Origin of the sequence: Lysobacter niastensis, assembly GCF_031457115.1 — a bacterium.
GTDB lineage: Bacteria > Pseudomonadota > Gammaproteobacteria > Xanthomonadales > Xanthomonadaceae > Lysobacter_J > Lysobacter_J niastensis_A.
Genome location: NZ_JAVDVY010000002.1, coordinates 457,189 through 474,302, shown reverse-complemented (window position 1 = coordinate 474,302; position 17,114 = coordinate 457,189). Strand labels below are relative to the sequence as shown.

At 67.3% G+C, this 17,114-nt stretch carries 17 protein-coding genes; 15 read left to right on the top strand and 2 right to left on the bottom strand.

Features of this window, described 5'->3' with window-relative positions; all coding sequences use genetic code 11:
- Positions 1 to 21: 21 nt before the first annotated feature.
- Positions 22 to 1,704, bottom strand: coding sequence for a YbaL family putative K(+) efflux transporter (gene ybaL, locus J2X06_RS11400; RefSeq protein ID WP_310062453.1), 1,683 nt, complete (start codon positions 1,702 to 1,704; stop codon positions 22 to 24).
- A 133-nt stretch (positions 1,705 to 1,837) separates the two neighbouring features.
- Between ybaL and J2X06_RS11395 the strand changes: the two genes are divergently transcribed.
- A complete protein-coding gene (locus J2X06_RS11395) occupies positions 1,838 to 3,694 on the top strand; it encodes an ABC-F family ATP-binding cassette domain-containing protein (RefSeq protein ID WP_310062450.1) in 1,857 nt (618 codons plus the stop codon).
- 363 nt (positions 3,695 to 4,057) lie between these two features.
- Here the strand turns inward: J2X06_RS11395 and J2X06_RS11390 are convergent, their stop codons facing one another.
- Positions 4,058 to 4,963, bottom strand: coding sequence for a PhzF family phenazine biosynthesis isomerase (locus J2X06_RS11390; RefSeq protein WP_310062447.1), 906 nt, complete (start codon positions 4,961 to 4,963; stop codon positions 4,058 to 4,060).
- 207 nt (positions 4,964 to 5,170) lie between these two features.
- On the opposite strand from J2X06_RS11390, the gene J2X06_RS11385 reads away from it, so the two are divergent.
- The 14 genes from J2X06_RS11385 (at position 5,171) to J2X06_RS11320 (ending at position 17,112) form a co-directional block, all read left to right on the top strand.
- A complete protein-coding gene (locus J2X06_RS11385) occupies positions 5,171 to 5,506 on the top strand; it encodes an FmdB family zinc ribbon protein (RefSeq protein WP_310062446.1) in 336 nt (111 codons plus the stop codon).
- Between the two features lie 308 nt (positions 5,507 to 5,814).
- Positions 5,815 to 7,593 (top strand): aspartate--tRNA ligase, encoded by a 1,779-nt coding sequence (gene aspS, locus J2X06_RS11380; RefSeq protein WP_310062443.1) that lies wholly within the window; start codon positions 5,815 to 5,817, stop codon positions 7,591 to 7,593.
- Positions 7,594 to 7,616: 23 nt separating this feature from the next.
- Positions 7,617 to 7,901, top strand: coding sequence for a DNA primase (locus J2X06_RS11375; RefSeq protein ID WP_310062440.1), 285 nt, complete (start codon positions 7,617 to 7,619; stop codon positions 7,899 to 7,901).
- A complete protein-coding gene (locus J2X06_RS11370; RefSeq protein ID WP_310063605.1) occupies positions 7,901 to 8,425 on the top strand; it encodes a GNAT family N-acetyltransferase in 525 nt (174 codons plus the stop codon). Before J2X06_RS11375 ends, J2X06_RS11370 begins: the two co-directional genes overlap by 1 nt.
- 178 nt (positions 8,426 to 8,603) lie before the next feature.
- Positions 8,604 to 9,239, top strand: a complete 636-nt coding sequence (locus J2X06_RS11365; protein ID WP_310062437.1) for an esterase/lipase family protein — start codon at positions 8,604 to 8,606, stop codon at positions 9,237 to 9,239.
- Between the two features lie 78 nt (positions 9,240 to 9,317).
- A complete protein-coding gene (locus J2X06_RS11360) occupies positions 9,318 to 10,049 on the top strand; it encodes a YebC/PmpR family DNA-binding transcriptional regulator (protein WP_310062434.1) in 732 nt (243 codons plus the stop codon).
- Positions 10,050 to 10,067: 18 nt separating this feature from the next.
- The gene (gene ruvC / locus J2X06_RS11355; RefSeq protein ID WP_310062431.1) at positions 10,068 to 10,595 is read left to right on the top strand and encodes a crossover junction endodeoxyribonuclease RuvC; all 528 of its coding nucleotides are present in this window, start codon (positions 10,068 to 10,070) and stop codon (positions 10,593 to 10,595) included.
- Entirely contained in the window at positions 10,592 to 11,182 is a 591-nt protein-coding gene (ruvA, locus tag J2X06_RS11350; RefSeq protein WP_310062428.1) for a Holliday junction branch migration protein RuvA, read from the top strand. Before ruvC ends, ruvA begins: the two co-directional genes overlap by 4 nt.
- 34 nt (positions 11,183 to 11,216) lie before the next feature.
- Entirely contained in the window at positions 11,217 to 13,151 is a 1,935-nt protein-coding gene (locus J2X06_RS11345; RefSeq protein WP_310062426.1) for a potassium transporter Kup, read from the top strand.
- Between the two features lie 98 nt (positions 13,152 to 13,249).
- Positions 13,250 to 14,290: a Holliday junction branch migration DNA helicase RuvB gene (gene ruvB, locus J2X06_RS11340; RefSeq protein WP_310062422.1), complete on the top strand. Its 1,041-nt coding sequence runs from the start codon at positions 13,250 to 13,252 to the stop codon at positions 14,288 to 14,290.
- Between the two features lie 130 nt (positions 14,291 to 14,420).
- A complete protein-coding gene (gene ybgC, locus J2X06_RS11335; protein WP_310062419.1) occupies positions 14,421 to 14,858 on the top strand; it encodes a tol-pal system-associated acyl-CoA thioesterase in 438 nt (145 codons plus the stop codon).
- The gene (gene tolQ / locus J2X06_RS11330; protein ID WP_310062416.1) at positions 14,855 to 15,646 is read left to right on the top strand and encodes a protein TolQ; all 792 of its coding nucleotides are present in this window, start codon (positions 14,855 to 14,857) and stop codon (positions 15,644 to 15,646) included. The genes ybgC and tolQ overlap by 4 nt, the downstream gene beginning before the upstream one ends.
- A 51-nt stretch (positions 15,647 to 15,697) precedes the next feature.
- Positions 15,698 to 16,162, top strand: coding sequence for a protein TolR (tolR, locus tag J2X06_RS11325; protein WP_310062413.1), 465 nt, complete (start codon positions 15,698 to 15,700; stop codon positions 16,160 to 16,162).
- Positions 16,162 to 17,112: a cell envelope integrity protein TolA gene (locus J2X06_RS11320; RefSeq protein ID WP_310062411.1), complete on the top strand. Its 951-nt coding sequence runs from the start codon at positions 16,162 to 16,164 to the stop codon at positions 17,110 to 17,112. Before tolR ends, J2X06_RS11320 begins: the two co-directional genes overlap by 1 nt.
- Positions 17,113 to 17,114: the final 2 nt, after the last annotated feature.

Below are 17,114 nucleotides of genomic sequence, written 5' to 3'. Positions count from 1 at the left end.
TGGGTGTCCGCGGAGGAAAGTTCAGACGGCAGCGGGCGGCAGGTGTCGAGCGCCGCGATAGGGAGGCGTTGCCAGCACCATTTCGGCCAGGCTGTGGGCCAGTTCGCGCTCGGCCATCACCGTGGCGTCGGCGCCGTGTTCGAGCAGGTGGCGCACTTCGGTGTCGCTGTGCGCGCGCGCCACGATGGTCAGCGACGGATTGACCGCGCGCAGCTTGGCGATGATCTCTCCGGCCTCCAGCGCATTGGGGATAGCCAGCATGGCGGTATGCGCGCGTTCCGGCACGGCTTCCCTCAGCGCGCGCTCGTCGGCCGCATGGCCGCGTACGGTCGGGATACCCGCGGCGCGCGCGCGATCGACGCGGTCGTCCTCTTCCTCGATCACCACCAGCGGCACGCCATGGTCGGTCAGCAGGCGCCCCAACACGCTGCCCACGCGGCCGTAGCCGATCAGTATCACGTGATCGCGCACGTCGTCGGGAATCTGCGGGGCCTCATGATCCTCGGCGGTCCGCTTGGCGGCGAGTTCCCGCGCCTCGCGCCGGTCCAGCACGGCGAACAGCAGCGGATTGACGATGATCGACAGCAGAGCGCCGGCCAGGATCAGGTCGTGGCCTTCCTTCGGCAGCACTTTCAGTTCCATGCCCAGGCCGGCGAGGATGAAGGAGAACTCGCCGATCTGGGCCAGGCTGGCGGAAATCAGCAGCGCGGTGGAGTTGGGCTTGCCGAACGCGCGCACGATGGCGTACGCCGCGATCGATTTGCCCAGCACGATGATCGCGAAGGTCGCCAGCACCGGCAGCGGATGCTCGACCAGGATCATCGGGTCGAACAGCATGCCGACCGAGACGAAGAACAGCACCGCGAAGGCATCGCGCAGCGGCAGCGTCTCGGTGGCGGCCTGGTGGCTGAATTCCGATTCGTTGAGCAGCATGCCGGCGAAGAACGCGCCCAGCGCGAACGACACGCCGAACATCGCCGCCGAGCCGAATGCCACGCCCAGTGCGATCGCCAGCACGCACAGCGTGAACAGTTCGCGCGAGCCGGTGCCGGCGACACGCTCGAGCATCCACGGGATCACGCGTCGACCGACGATCAGCATCACCGCGATGAACGCGCCGACCTTGGCGAAGGTCTTGAACAGGGCGGTCCAGACCTGCACCGGGTTGCCCGCATCCCCCCGCAGCACGTCGGCCAGTGCCGGCAGCAGCACCAGCGCCAGCACCATCGCCAGGTCCTCGACGATCAGCCAGCCCACGGCAATGCGGCCGCGGGTGGTGTCGATCAGTCGCCTGTCCTCGAACGCGCGCAGCAGCACCACCGTGCTGGCGACCGACAGGGCAAGGCCGAACACGATCCCGGCGCCGTGCGGCCACCCGTACAGCCGCGCCAGGCCCCAGCCCAACACGGTGGCCACCGCGATCTGCACGATGGCGCCGGGCAGGGCGATGGCCTTCACGGCCAGCAGGTCGCGCATCGAGAAATGCAGGCCGACGCCGAACATCAGCAGGATCACGCCAATCTCGGCCAACTGCGGCGCCAGCGTCTGGTCACCGACGAATCCCGGGGTGAACGGCCCCGCGACCACGCCGGCCAGCAGATAGCCGACCAGCGGCGACAGCCGCAGGCGCTGGGCGAGCGAGCCGAACAGGAACGCCAGCACGAAGCCGGCCACCAGGATCGCGATCAGGGACGTGTGATGCATTGGCTCTCCGGTGGCGATCTCCGTTCAGGATGTGGGCCGATAGGGGTGGATGCAACCCGCGGCGGGTTTCCAGCCGCATTCGGCATCAGTCTGCCAGCACCAGTCCGCGGGGCGAGGCACGTACAATGGCCACATGATCTCTTTACGTAATTTCGCCCTGCGCCGGGGCGAGCGCCTGCTGCTGTCCAATGTAGACCTCACCCTTCACGCTGGCTGGCGCGTGGGCGTCATCGGCCGCAACGGCACCGGCAAGTCGTCGTTGTTTGCCGCGGTCCAGGGCCAGGTGGAAGCCGACAAGGGCGACATCGACGTCCCGACTCGCGTGCGCATCGCCAGCGTCGCCCAGGAAACCCCGGCACTCGACGATCCCGCGCTCGACTTCGTCCTGTCCGGCGATGCCCTGGTGTACGCCGCGATCGTCGCCGAACGCGAGGCGGTCGAGCGCGAGGACTGGGAGGCGGTGGCAGAAGCGCACCACCGCCTGGAAGAACTCAACGGCTACGACGCCACCGCCCGCGCCGGCAAGCTGCTGCACGGCCTGGGCTTCTCACCCGACACCCACGAGCGCGCCGTCAAGGAATTCTCCGGCGGCTGGCGCGTGCGCCTGAATCTGGCCCGCGCACTGATGACGCCGAGCGACCTGCTGCTGCTCGACGAGCCGACCAACCACCTCGACCTCGACGCGGTGCTGTGGCTGGAGCAGTGGCTGCTCAGGTACCCGGGCACGCTGCTGCTGATCTCGCACGACCGTGAGTTCCTCGACGAGATCACCACCCACACGCTGCATCTGCACGACGGCAAGGCCAAGCTCTACACGGGCGACTACACGGCGTTCGAGCGCCAGCGCGCCGAGCATCTGCGCCTGCAGCAGATCACCCACGAAAAGGTGCAGGCCGAGCGCGCGCACCTGCAGAGCTTCATCGACCGCTTCAGCGCAAGCGCGGCCAAGGCCAAGCAGGCGCAGTCGCGTGTCAAACGCCTGGCCAAGATGGCCGACACCGAGGCGGTGCGCGTGGAGCGCGCGCTGCGGATCGAGTTCCCGGCGCCGGCGAAGCTGCCGCACGCGTTGCTGCGCGTGACCCACGCCGATTGCGGTTACGGCGAGCACACGGTGCTGCACCAGATCGGTTTCATCCTCGAAGCCGGCGATCGCGTCGCACTGCTCGGACCCAACGGCGCCGGCAAGTCGACCCTGGTGAAGTCGCTGGTCGGCGAGTTGCCACTGCTGAGCGGCGAGCGCGGTGGCCATCCTGACCTGCGCATCGGTTACTTCGCCCAGCACACGGTGGAGTCGCTGCGCGAAGGCACGACCGCGATCGACCACCTGGCCGACATCGCGCCGGGCGTGGCCACACAGCAGTTGCGCGACTTCCTGGGCAAGTGGAATTTCCCGGGTGACCGTGCGTTCGAGAAGGTCGATGTATTCTCCGGCGGCGAGCGCGCGCGCCTGGCGCTGGCGTTGATCGCCTGGCGCAAGCCGAACGTGCTGCTGCTCGACGAACCGACCAACCACCTCGATCTCGACATGCGCGAGGCCCTTGCCGAAGCGCTGAGCATCTTCGAAGGCGCGATCGTGCTGGTCAGCCATGACCGCCATCTGATCGGCCTGGTCTGCGACACGTTCTGGCGCGTCGCCGACGGCGTGGCCCAGCCGTTCGACGGCGACCTCGATGCCTATGCGGCGTGGTTGCGCACGCGCGACAGCAGCGGCGACGGCAAGGTGCCAGTCAAGGCCGCCGCAGCGCCGGTGCCGGCGGCCAAGCCGGCAGCCAAGGCGGTCAAGGTCAACGCGCACAAGCTGGCGCAGGCCGAGGCGCGCGTGGCCGAACTGGAATCGAAGCTGCATACGCTCGACATGGACCTGGCCGATCCCGATCAGTACGCGGGTGGCGGCACCGATGCGGCCGAGCTTGCGCGCAAGCGCGATCAGGTCGCCGCGCTACTGGCCGAAGCGGAAGAAGCGCTGCTGGCGATATACGAAACGGCGTGACGCGTAGCCCGCGTAGCCATCACCGTTCGTCCTGAGCGTAGTGCCGCAAGGCCCGAAGTCGAAGGAAGCGTAAGCGCGCAGCGCTGAAGTCGAAGGATGAAGGGGGCGGGAAGCTTCCGGGCCCGCCCTTCGACTTCGCTACGCTACGCTCAGTGCAAACGGGGTCTCGGCGGAGCGCGCAGTGCACTGGCTGGCGATGTACGAAGCAGCGTCAAACTCGCAGCAGCGCATACCATCACCGTTCGTCCTGAGCGTAAGCGCGCAGCGCTGAAGTCGAAGGTTGAACGGGTTGGGAAGCTTCGCCGCACGCTCGGGGCGAACGGGGTCAGGAAAAAACCTCGCTCCGGCGTTCGGACTACGCGGTTATCCGCGCTCGCGTTCGATGCTGTCGGCCAGCACCGCGCGGCCTTCGATCGTCACGCCCACCGGTTCGCCGTTTTCGACCTTCACGCTGACGTCGACATAGCCGTGGCGGCCGTTGCCTGCCTGTTGGCGTCCCCGAAAACGCGCCATGCCGTCGGCCGCTTCGAGCAGACCGTGGCGCACCAGGTAGGCGCCCAGCGGGCCATTGGCGTTGCCGGTCACCGGATCCTCGTCCACGCCGATCGCGGGCGCGAACATGCGTCCGTGGGTCAGCGCGTCGTCGCCCGCTTCGACATCGAGCGTGAAAACGAAATAGCCGTTGCTGCCCACGCGGGGCCCCAACTCCACCAGATGCGCGAGATCGGGCTCCAGCTCGCGCAGGCGATCTCGACGGGTGATCGCGACCAGCAGCTTGCCGTGCCCGGTGCTGACGAACTGTGGCGGGCAGCGTGGATCGAGATCGTCGTTTTCCAGGCTCAGGGCAACCAGCAGCTCATCCACGAGTTCGGGCGCCAGCGGGTCGGCGAACGAAGGCCGGTTCTGCTGGATGCGGATGGCGAAATCGTCGTTGCACCAACGGGTTTCTACGGTCTGGACCCCGGCGCCCGTCAATTGCCGACGGATGCCCATGGGGCCTCCCTCCAGCGCCAGCGCGTAATGGGCGGCTACGGTGGCATGGCCGCATACCGGCACTTCGGTAGCCGGCGTGAAGAAGCGGACATGCACGTGATGGCTGGGGTCCTGCGCGGGCAGCACGAACGCGGTTTCCGAGTGCCCCAGTTCGTGGGCGATCGCCTGCATCTGCGCCTCGTCGAGGTCGACGGCATTGGTCACCACGCCAGCGGTGTTGCCATGACCGCGCTCGGTGGTGAAGGCGTCGATCCGGTAGATGCGCAGGGCTTCCATCAATCGCTTGGGGGATGGCGGGCAGCTCAGTGTAGACAGGAACTCCGCCGCCAGCGACTGGCTTTCATGACGATGATCGCAGTGGTCGACGACCGGGTACGAGGAATGGCAGCGGGTGCCAGGGCCAGAGCCTGAACAGGCGCCGCCCTTGATTTGCGTGGCGGCGCCTCCAGAATGCCTGCCTGTCCTTAGATATTGCGTCGTGCCATGCCGATCTATGCTTTCGAGTGCGCCGCCTGCGGCCATCGTTTCGACCGACTGCAGAAGCTTTCCGATGCGGATCCGGCTCAATGCCCGGCTTGCGGCGAGTCGCAGGTCCGTCGCCAGCTCACCGCTCCGCAGTTCCGACTGGCCGGTGGCGGCTGGTACGAGACCGACTTCAAGAAGGACGGCGACAAAAAGCGCAACCTGGCCGGCGATGGTGGATCGTCGTCGGGCGGAGGGGGGAAGGCCACCGAGTCGAAGCCGGCGGATTCCAAGTCGGCCGAGTCGAAGCCGGCCGAAAAGAAGGCAGAGCCGGCCGCGGGCAAGCCTGCTGCCTGAGGCTGGAAGCGGGCCTCTCAGACTTACGCGTACCGCTCGTGGCCCCGCCAGTCGCGGATCGATGAAGAAATCTGGGTGACATTGGCCATCTCAGGCTCGGCGGGCTCAAACACGCCCAGCCATCCCGCCATGCGAGCGTCTGGAGCAGTCGGTCCACGCCTGTTTCCTTGGCAGACTGGGGGCCGCGAGGCGTAGCCGGCCACGCCCGGCGAGGTTCCGGGCAAGTAACCCGCCAGTGCCGCTAAAATGCCGTGTTCTCAAAAATATAAGCTTCCGGCCCAGGCCGGACCGTTAGCTCCGGAGCCCCCATGCGTACCCATTTTTGCGGCCTCGTCGACGAGGCCCTGATCGGCCAGACCGTGACTCTTTGCGGCTGGGCCGACGTTGCCCGCAACCTCGGCGGCTTGTGCTTCATCGACCTGCGCGACCACGAAGGCATCGTCCAGATCGTCGCGGAGCCGTCCGACGCCGAAGGCAACGCGCAGGTGCTCGCCGCTGCCGCGCAAGTGGGCTACGAGGACTGCCTGCGCATCACCGGCATCGTGCGCGCGCGCCATGCGGTCAACGACAAGATCCGCACCGGCAAGGTCGAGGTCGTGGCGACGAAGATCGAGCTGCTCAACAAGGCCGAGCCGCTGCCGTTCCACGCCCACGAGAATCCGGGCGAGGACATCCGCCTGAAGTACCGCTACCTCGACCTGCGCCGCCCGGAGATGCAGCAGAAGATGCGCACCCGCATCAGGCTGGTGCAGGCGCTGCGCCGCTGGCTCGACGGCCGCGGCTTCCAGGACATCGAGACGCCGATCCTGACCAAGGCGACGCCGGAAGGCGCGCGCGACTTCCTGGTGCCGGCGCGCATGCACGAGGGCGAGTTCTACGCGCTGCCCCAGTCGCCGCAGTTGTTCAAGCAGATCCTGATGATGGCGGGCTTCGACCGCTACTATCAAATCGCTCGATGCTTCCGCGACGAAGCGTTGCGCGCCGACCGCCAGCTCGAGTTCACCCAGCTCGACATGGAGTTCGCGTGGGTGTCCGAGCGCGACGTGCAGGACACGGTCGAGGTGATGATCCGCGACGTGTTCCGCGAGGTGATGGGCGTCGAGTTGGCTAACCCGTTCCCGCGCATGACCTACGCCGAGGCGATGCGTCGCTTCGGGTCGGACAAGCCGGACCTGCGCTTTTCGATGGAGTTCACGGACATCGCCGAGCTGGTGAAGCACTGCGAGTTCAAGGTGTTCACCGACTGGGCCAACCACGAGGACGGTCGCGTTGTCGCGCTGCGCGTGCCGGGCGCCGCCACGCTCAGCCGCAAGCAGATCGACGACTACGCCGCCCACGCCGCCAAGCACGGCGCCAAGGGCCTGGCGTGGATGAAGGTCGAGGATGCGGGCAAGGGACGCGACGGCATCAATTCCCCGATCGCGAAGTTCCTCGACGACGCCACGCTGGCCGCGATCGTGCAGGCCGCCGCCGCGACCACGGGCGACCTGATCTTCTTCGGCGCGGCGACCTACAAGACCGCGTCCGACTTCATGGGCGCGCTGCGCCTGAAGCTGGGCAAGGACCTGGGCATGGTGTCGGAAGGCTGGGCGCCGCTGTGGGTCACCGATTTCCCGATGTTCGAGTGGGACGAAGAGGAAAGCCGCTTCGTCGCCCTGCATCATCCGTTCACCGCGCCGGCGGTGGACGACATCGCCGATTTGCGCGCGAACGCGAAGACGGCGGTGTCGCGCGGTTACGACATGGTGCTCAACGGCGCCGAGATCGGCGGTGGTTCGATCCGCATCCACAGCTCGGCGATGCAGAGCGCGGTGTTCGACCTGCTCGGCATCGGCGCCGAAGAAGCGGAGCTGAAGTTCGGCTTCCTGCTCGACGCGCTGAAGTACGGCGCGCCGCCGCATGGCGGCATCGCCTTCGGCATCGATCGCATCGCCGCGCTGATGGCCGGCACCGAGTCGATCCGCGATGTCATCGCTTTCCCGAAGACCACCACCGCGCAGTGCCTGATGACCGGCGCGCCGTCGCCGATCCCGGACGCACAGTTGGCCGAAGTGCACGTCGCCGTGCGCCCCAAGGCCAAGGCCTGAACCTTTAAGGAGTTTGTAAACGGATGACCGAGCATGCATTTGCACTGGAATGGGAAAGGCTGGGCAATGAGGGCGCCGACGCCGGTCTGGTGACCGAGCGCGCCCGCGTCTTCGGCGGCTGGCTGGTGCGCGTCGGTCACGCGCCCAATGCCATGGCCCTGACCTTCGTGCCGGATGGCGAGGGCCGCTGGGACGGCGAGGACTTCGGCGAAGACGATTACGAGTACGAAGAAGGCGAGGAAGGCGACGAGGACGGAGAAGAGGACGTCGAGGAAGAGGACGAGGACGCCGAGGAAGAAGAGGCGTAATCGTGCTCATCCGACGTGCCGGGTCCGGCGATGCACAGACCTTGTCCCGCATCGCTTCGCGCACCTTCACCGACACCTTCGGCCATCTGTATCCGCCGCAGGACCTGCAGGCGTTCCTGTCCGAGAGCTATTCGCTCGAAGCCTGCGAGCGCGTGCTGGCGGATGACGCCTGCGCGGTGTGGCTGCTGGAGGATGGCGGTGTTGCGGTGGGCCACGCGCTTGCCGGGCCATGCACGCTGCCGCATGCCGAAGTGGCGCCGGGCGATGGTGAGTTGAAGCGGCTCTACGTGCTGCTCGATCACCAGAACGGCGGCTGGGGCGGACGGCTGTTCCGCACCGCGCTGGAGTGGCTTGAGCGCGACGGCCCGCGCACGCTCTGGATTGGCGTGTGGTCGGAGAACCATGGCGCGCAACGGCTGTATGCGCGGCATGGCTTCGAGCATGTCGGCGATTACGACTTCATTGTCGGCGACATCCGCGACCATGAATTCATCCTGCGCAGGCGGGCGCAGTCTCCAGGCTGACGCCCTTGCCCTCGGGGGCAAGGCGATCGCAACCTTTCTTCCCATAGGCGCGAAGGGCGGGCATCTGGATCGTTGCTTTTCCCTTCTCATGCGTAGGAGAAGGGGGCCCGAGGGCGGATGAGGGCGCTTTTGCCTCCCGCTTTGGCAAAGTGTCTCCAACCACCCGAACACACCGCCCATGACCAATCGCGTCATCCTGCTGCACGGCCTGTGGATGAACCGCCTGTCGATGCAGTCCATGGCGGCGCGGCTGCGCCGTGCCGGATTCCGCCCCGAGATCTTCGGTTACGCCACGGTCCTGGGCGGCCCGGACGCGGCGATCCCGCGCCTGGTGCAGCGACTGCGCGAGGAGCCCGGTCACCTGCTGGCCCACAGCCTGGGTGGGCTGGTGGCGCTCAGCGCCCTGCAGCGGCATCCCGAATTACCCGTGCCGCGCGTCGTTTGCCTGGGCTCACCGTTGTGCGGGAGCGCCGCGGCCGGCGGCATGGCCGGCCGCATCTGGACCGCCGCCTCGCTCGGACGCAGCGCCGACCTGCTGCGGCGCGGCTGCGAGCCCTGGAGCGGCCCGGCCGAGGTCGGCATGATCGCCGGGCGCGCGCCTTACGGGCTGGGGCGCTTTGTCGGCCGCATCGAGGACGAAAACGATGGCACCGTCCGTGTCGCCGAAACCCGGCTGTCGGGCCTGGCCGACCACACGGTGATCCAGACCAGCCATTCCGGCCTGCTGTTCTCGGCCGAGGTCGCACGGCTGGCGGTGGCCTTCCTCCGGTACGGGCGCTTCGATGCGGGCCCCCCGCATCGAAAGCCCGAATAAATGTGACCGCTTCCGGCGAAAGGGGCCCGATAGAAGTAAAATCGCCACCTTCTTCAAAGCGACAATCCGGAAAGCACCATGGGTAGAGGCCCGTCGATCGAAGCCCGCAAGAACGCCGTAGACGCCCAGCGCGGGAAGATCTTCACCAAGGTCATCCGCGAGATCGGCGTGGCCGCGCGCGCCGGTGGCGGCGATCCTGCCGCCAACCCGCGCCTGCGCACGGCCATCGACAAGGGCCTGGCCGTGAACATGTCCAAGGACGTGATCGAACGCGCCATCAAGAAGGCCACCGGCGAACTGGAAGGCGTCGAGTACGAGGAAATCCGCTACGAGGGCTATGCCCCCGGCGGTGTCGCGGTGATCGTCGACTGCCTGACCGACAACCGGGTCCGCACCGTCGCCGACGTGCGCCACGCGTTCGGCAAGTTCGGCGGCAACCTCGGCACCGAAGGCTCGGTGTCCTTCATGTTCAAGAAGCTCGGCGTGCTGTCGTTCGCCTCCGGCGCGAACGAGGAAAAAATCACGGAAGTCGCGATCGATGCCGGCGCCGACGACGTGGTCGTGTATCCGGATGACGGTTCCATCGACGTGGTGACCGCTCCGGACGCCTTCGAGCAGGTCAAGGCCGCGATGGAAAGCGCGGGCCTGAAGGCCGACCTGGCCGAGGTGACCATGCGCGCCGACAACGACATTGCCGTCACAGGCGAGCCCGCACAGCAGGTCGTCAAGCTGCTGCGCTGGCTGGAGGACATGGACGATGTCCAGAATGTTTACTCCAACGCCGACCTCGGACAGGACGCCTACGCCTGATCGGCGTACGCTGACGACGTGATCCGAATCCTGGGAATCGACCCCGGCTCGCAGCGGACCGGCATCGGCGTCATTGACGTCGCCGCCGACGGCCGCTGCAGCTATGTGCACGCGCAGGCGCTCACGCTGCTCGACGCGGAGGATTTTCCCGCGCGCCTGGGCCTGCTGTGCGACGGGCTGGAGGCGCTGCTGGACCGGTGGCAGCCGCAGCAGATCGCGATCGAGACGGTGTTCATGGCCAAGTCGGCGTCCTCGGCGCTGAAGCTCGGCCAGGCCCGCGGCGCGGCGTTGGCGACCGTGGTGCGCCGGCGCCTGCCGATCTGCGAGTACTCGCCGCGTGTGGTCAAGCAGTCGCTGGTCGGTCGCGGGTCTGCGGAGAAGGAGCAGGTGCAGCACATGGTCCGGCTGCTGCTCAACCTGCCCGACGCGAAGATGCAGGCCGACGCGGCCGACGCGCTGGCGATCGCACTGACCCATGCCCACATGAGCGCCACCGTGGCGCGCACGGGCGTATCTGCGCAATTGCTGCGGAGACGTAACACATGATCGGACGCCTCAAGGGCACGCTGGTGATGAAGCAGCCGCCGTGGCTGGTGGTCGACGTCAACGGCGTCGGCTACGAACTGGAGGCGCCGATGAGCACCTTCTACGACCTGCCCGACCTCGGTCGCGAAGTCTCGCTTTTCACCCATTACGCGCAGAAGGAAGACAGCGTGTCGCTGTACGGCTTCCTGCGCGAGGCCGAACGGCGCCTGTTCCGGGACGTGCAGCGGGTATCCGGCATCGGCGCGAAGATCGCGCTGGCGGTGCTGTCGGGCGTGCCGGTCGAGGAGTTCGCGCGGCTGGTTCAGGCCGGCGACGTCACCGCGCTGACGCGCATCCCCGGCATCGGCAAGAAGACTGCCGAACGCATGGTGGTGGAGCTGCGCGACCGCGCGGCCGACCTGGCCGGCGCCGGCGCGACGATCTCCGGCCCCGGTGGCGCGGCCGATCCGCTGAGCGAGGCGATCATCGCCCTGCAGCAACTGGGTTACAAACCCGCCGAAGCCTCGCGCATGGCGCGCGATGCCGCCGCGGCCGGCGACGACGCAGCCACCATCATCCGCAAAGCGCTAAAGTCCGCGCTTCGTTGAGCCACGGCGGTTCTCCGCCCCAGCAGACGCAACCATGTCCCCTTCCGTACCTTCCTCCACCGCGTCCGGTCCCGCGCACGCCGACAATCACGGCGGCCACGGTCGGCAAGGCCTGTTCGGCCTGGTCATCGGCGCGATCGGGGTGGTGTTCGGCGACATCGGCACCAGCCCGCTGTACACGCTGAAAGAGGCGTTCTCGCCGCACTTCGGCCTGGCCGGCAACCACGACACCGTGCTCGGCATCCTGTCGCTGATCTTCTGGGCGCTGATGATCGTGGTGACGCTGAAGTACGTCACCATCATCATGCGCGCCGACAACGAGGGCGAGGGCGGCATCATGGCGCTGATGACCCTGGCCCAGCGCACGCTGGCCAAGGGATCGCGCTCTGCCTACATCGTCGGCATCCTCGGCATCTTCGGCGCGTCGCTGTTCTTCGGCGACAGCGTGATCACCCCGGCCATCACCGTGCTCGGCGCGGTCGAGGGCCTGGAGGTCGCGGCCCCCGGGCTGCATCGCTTCATCGTCCCGATTTCGATCGTGATCCTGGTGATGGTGTTTCTGGCGCAGCGCTTCGGCACCGAGAAGGTCGGCCGCGTCTTCGGCCCGGTCACCGTGTTGTGGTTCATCTCGCTGGCCCTGATCGGCATCCACAACATCGTGCAGGCGCCGGAAGTGCTCAAGGCGCTCAATCCGATGTGGGGCGCGCGCTTTTTTATCTCGCACGGCTCGCACTCGGTGCTGATCCTGGGCGTGGTGGTGCTGGCGGTGACCGGCGGCGAGGCGCTGTACGCGGACATGGGCCATTTCGGCGCCAAGCCCATCCGCTACGCGTGGTACACGATGGTGCTGCCCTGCCTGATGCTGAACTACCTGGGGCAGGGCGCGTTCGTGCTCGGCCATCCGGCTGCGGTCACCAACCCGTTCTTCGAGGCGGTGCCGCAGTGGGCGCTGTATCCGATGATCGTGCTGGCGACGATGGCCGCGATCATCGCCTCGCAGGCGGTGATCACCGGAGCCTATTCGGTTTCGCGCCAGGCGATGCAACTGGGCTATATCCCGCGCATGCAGGTCAAGCACACCTCGCACGCGACCATCGGCCAGATCTACGTGCCCTACATCAACTGGGCGCTGATGATCGCGGTGCTGACGGTGGTGCTGATGTTCCGCAGCTCCACCGCGCTGGCATCGGCTTACGGCATCTCGGTGTCGGCGACGATGTTGATCGACACGCTGCTGCTGGCACTGGTGGCCAACGCGCTGTGGCCGCGCTGGCGCCTGTGGGTGCTGCCGGCGTGCATCGTCTTCTTCATCGTCGACGCCGGTTTCGTCATCGCCAACGGCGCCAAGTTCTTCGACGGAGCCTGGTTCCCGGTGATGCTCGGCCTGATCGTGTTCACGCTGCTGCGCACCTGGCGCCGCGGCCGCGAGCTGCTGCATGAGGAGGTCCGCAAGGAGGGCATCCAGATCGACACGTTCCTGCCCGGGCTGATGCTGGCGCCGCCGGCGCGGGTGCCGGGCACCGCGGTGTTCATGACCGCCGACAAGGGCGTTGTCCCGCATGCGCTGCTGCACAACCTCAAGCACAACAAGGTGCTGCACGAGCGCAACGTGTTCCTGACCGTGGACACCTTGAACGTGCCTTACGCCCCCCGTGACAAGCGGCTGAAGATCGAAACGATCGGCGGCGCGGACTTCTACCGCGTGGTGGTGCGCTTCGGTTTCATGGAAATGCCCGACGTGCCGCTGGCGCTGATGCGTTCGTGCGATGCCGGCGGCATCTATTTCGACCCGATGGACACCACCTATTTCGCCAGCCGCGAAACGGTGGTCGCCAGCCGCCACCGCGGCATGCCGATCTGGCGCGACAAGCTGTTCGCCTTCATGCACCGCAACGCGGCGCCGGCCACCGGGTTCTTCCGCATTCCGGGCAACCGGCTGGTGGAACTGGGGGCGCAGGTAGAGATCTAGCGCACACCGCACCTTCTGTACGCGGGAGAAGGTGCGTTCCCTGTCTTTTTGGGCAGGCGCCGCCATGGGAAGCGGGAAGGGGATGACATAATGCCCCCATGAACGATCCCCGCATCATCGCCGCCGGCGCGACCCGCGAGGACGAGGCCATCGAGGCCTCGATCCGCCCCAAGCGCCTGGACGAGTACCTCGGCCAGCAGCCGGTGCGCGAGCAGATGAAGATCTATATCGAAGCGGCCAAGGGCCGAGGCGAAGCCCTCGACCACGTGCTGATCTTCGGACCGCCCGGCCTGGGCAAGACCACGCTCAGCCACGTCATCGCCAACGAGCTCGGCGTCAATCTGCGGCAAACTTCCGGCCCGGTGATCGAGAAGGCCGGCGACCTGGCGGCGCTGCTGACCAACCTGCAGCCGCACGACGTGCTGTTCGTCGACGAGATCCACCGTCTTTCGCCGGTCGTCGAGGAGGTCCTGTATCCAGCGATGGAGGACTACCAGATCGATATCATGATCGGCGAGGGTCCTGCCGCGCGCTCGATCAAGCTCGACCTGCCGCCTTTCACGCTGATCGGCGCCACCACCCGCGCCGGCCTGCTGACCGCGCCGCTGCGCGACCGCTTCGGCATCGTCCAGCGCCTGGAGTTCTACAGCGCCGAGGAACTGACCCGCATCGTGCGCCGCTCGGCGCAGATCCTGGGCATCCACTGCGAACCCGAAGGCGCGGCCGAGATCGCCCGCCGCTCGCGCGGCACCCCGCGCATCGCCAACCGCCTGCTGCGCCGCGTGCGCGATTACGCGCAGGTGCGCGCCGACGGCGCCATCACCCGCGAGACCGCCGACGCGGCGATGGCCATGCTGAAAGTCGACCCGCAAGGCTTCGACGACCTCGACCGGCGCCTGCTGAGCATCATCATCGACTCCTTCGACGGCGGTCCGGTCGGCGTGGAATCGCTGGCGGCGGCGCTGAGCGAGGAGCGCGGCACCCTGGAGGACGTGATCGAGCCGTACCTGATCCAGCAGGGGTATCTCATGCGCTCCGCGCGCGGCCGCATGGCCACGCCCAAGGCCTATCGACACCTGGGCCTGGCCGTGCGCGGCCGCGATGGCAGCCTGTTCGATACGGCGGGCGAGGGCGGATGACCGTTTCCGCCAGACCGTGACCGCGGTCATGCACACACGTTCCCCGCATGGGGCCCTGGCACGTTGCGACGATGGCGCAAGTCACGGGCCAGCCTACGATTTCTCTCCTTCCACTTCCATTTCTTAACGAATGTTCAGCCTACCGGTACGCATTTATTGGGAAGATACCGACGCTGGCGGCGTGGTCTACCACGCGCAGTACCTGGCGTTCCTGGAGCGGGCCCGCACCGAATGGATGCGGTCGCAGGGCTACGGCCAGGAACTGCTCCGGCTTGATTACGATCTGGTGTTCGCCGTTCGCGCGATGACGTTGGATTTCCTCAAGCCGGCGCGGCTGGACGATGCGCTGGCGGTCACCGTGCAGCTGGTCGAGTGCCGCCGCGCCAGCGCGGTGTTCGCGCAGTCGATCATGCGCGGCGACGAGGTGCTGCTGACCGCACGCGTGCGGGTGGCGGCGCTTGATGCCGGCGGGTTCCGGCCGCGCGGGATGCCGCAACCGTTGTACGACGAATTGAAAGCCCTGGAACAAGCAACGCCCGTGGCACCGGGCACGGAGAAACAAGCATGACGGCATTGTTGACTGCGCTGCAGGTGGCGACGACTTCGTCGCCGACGGTTGAAGCCCTGCCCGAGGAGGCCGTCAGCGCGGCTGCCGCGGTCGCACCGGCCGCCGCCGGCAACAGCCTCAACCTGTTGAGCCTGGTCCTGCACGCCAGTATTCCGGTGCAGTTGGTGATGTTGCTGCTGCTGTTCGGCTCGGTGGCGTCGTGGGTAATCATCTTCCGCAAGAAGCGCGTGCTCGACCGCGCCGCGCGCGAAGCCGACACGTTCGAGGAGCGCTTCTGGTCCGGCGCCGAGCTGTCCAAGCTCTATGCCGGCAGCACCGAGCGCAATCGCGACATCGGCGGCCTGGAGGCGATCTTCGAAGCCGGCTTCCGCGAGTTCGGCCGGTTGCGCCAGCGTCGCGGCGCCGACAGTCGCATGCAGCTGGAAGGCGCGCAGCGCGCCATGCGCGCGACCGGTTCGCGCGAGATCGACGGCCTGGAGCACAACCTCGAATTCCTCGCCAACGTCGGTTCGATCAGCCCGTACGTGGGTCTGTTCGGCACGGTGTGGGGCATCATGATTTCGTTCCAGGGCCTGGCCAACATGAAGGAAGCGACCATCGCCACGGTCGCGCCGGGCATCTCCGAAGCGCTGGTCGCCACCGCGATGGGCCTGTTCGCGGCGATCCCGGCGGTGTGGGCCTACAACCGCTTCGCGACCAAGGTCGAGCGACTGAGCGTGCGCTACGACGCGTTCTCGGAAGAGTTCTCGTCGATCCTGCAGCGCCAGGCCAACCTCGACGAGCAGTAACCCGCATGGCCCGTCTCGGGCGTTGAAGCAGTTGAATACGAGAGAACAGCCATGACCGGCATCGCCGCGCGCCGACATCGCAAGCGCAAGCTCAAGGCCGAGATCAACGTCGTGCCGTACATCGACGTGATGCTCGTGCTGCTGATCATCTTCATGGTGACGGCGCCGCTGTTGAACCTGGGCGTCGACATCGACCTGCCTCAGTCCAACGCCAAGTCGATCCAGGAGAAAAAAGACCCGGTGGTCGTCAGCGTCGATCCGGAAGGCCACTACTTCCTGGCCGTGAAAGCGGGCAGCAACGAGCCGGTCACCGCCGAGACGCTGCAGGCCAAGGTCGCCGCGATCGTCGCGCAGAACCCGGACGTGGCCGTGTTCGTGGCCGGCGATGCCAAGGCCAACTACCAGAAGGTGATGGACGCGCTGGTGCTGCTGCAGAGCGCGAACGTCAAGAAGGTCGGCCTGATGAGCCAGCCCGACCAGGCCTCGCAAGGGCAGGCCGGCAAGGGCGGCCGCTGATGCGGGAGTCGCGCGCTGACACCGCGCAGGCGATCGTATGGGCGCTGCTGCTGCATGCGGTGCTGTTCGCGCTGATGTTCCTCGGTCTGCAGTGGACCCGCGACAACGCGCCGGTGTCGGCCGCCGGTTCGCCGGTGGCCGCCGAGCTGGTCGACGCCAACGCACTGACGCCGGCGATGCAGAGCACGCTGCGCAAGCGGCCCAAGCCGATCGAGGAAACCCAGCCCCAGCCACAGCCGGAAGAGACCGCGCCACTGCCGCAGCCGTTGCCCGAGCCGGTGCCCGAGGAGGCTCCGACCCCGCCGCAGGCCAAGCCGCAGGATTTCATTCCGGTGCCCGACGCGAGCAACCAGGAGGCCGTGGTCGACCAGCCCACGCCGATGCCGGCCACCGAGGACAAGGTGCAGGAAGAAAAGCGCCGCCAGGAGCAGATCGACCTGACCGAGCGCGAGCGTCAGCAGGAAGTCGAGCGCAAGCAGCGCCTGGCGCAGATGGAGGCCGAGCGGCTCAAGCAGCTGGAAGACATCCGCAAGCAGCGCGCCAAGGCCTCGCGCGAGGCGCAACTGGCCGAGCAGCGCCTGCAGCAGATCGCCGACGCCCGCGCCGTGCAGTCGTCCACGGCCAGTGCCTCGGCCAGCGCGCCACCGGGCAACAATGGCGCCGACACGGGCTTGCAGGCGCGCTACGCTGCTGCGCTGCAGGAGGCGATCCTGGCCAAGTGGACCCGTCCGGAAACCGTGCCGATCGGCGCGCGCTGCCGTCTGCTGATCCACCAGCTGCCGGGCGGGCAGGTAATGAGCGCGGAAGTGTCATCGCCTTGCGCCTACGATGAGCAGGGCCGTCGGTCGATCGAGGCCGCCGTGCTCAAGGCCCAGCCTTTGCCGTATGCCGGCTTCGAATCGGTGTTCCAGCGCAACCTCACGCTCAACTTCACCGCGCAGGACCAATGAGC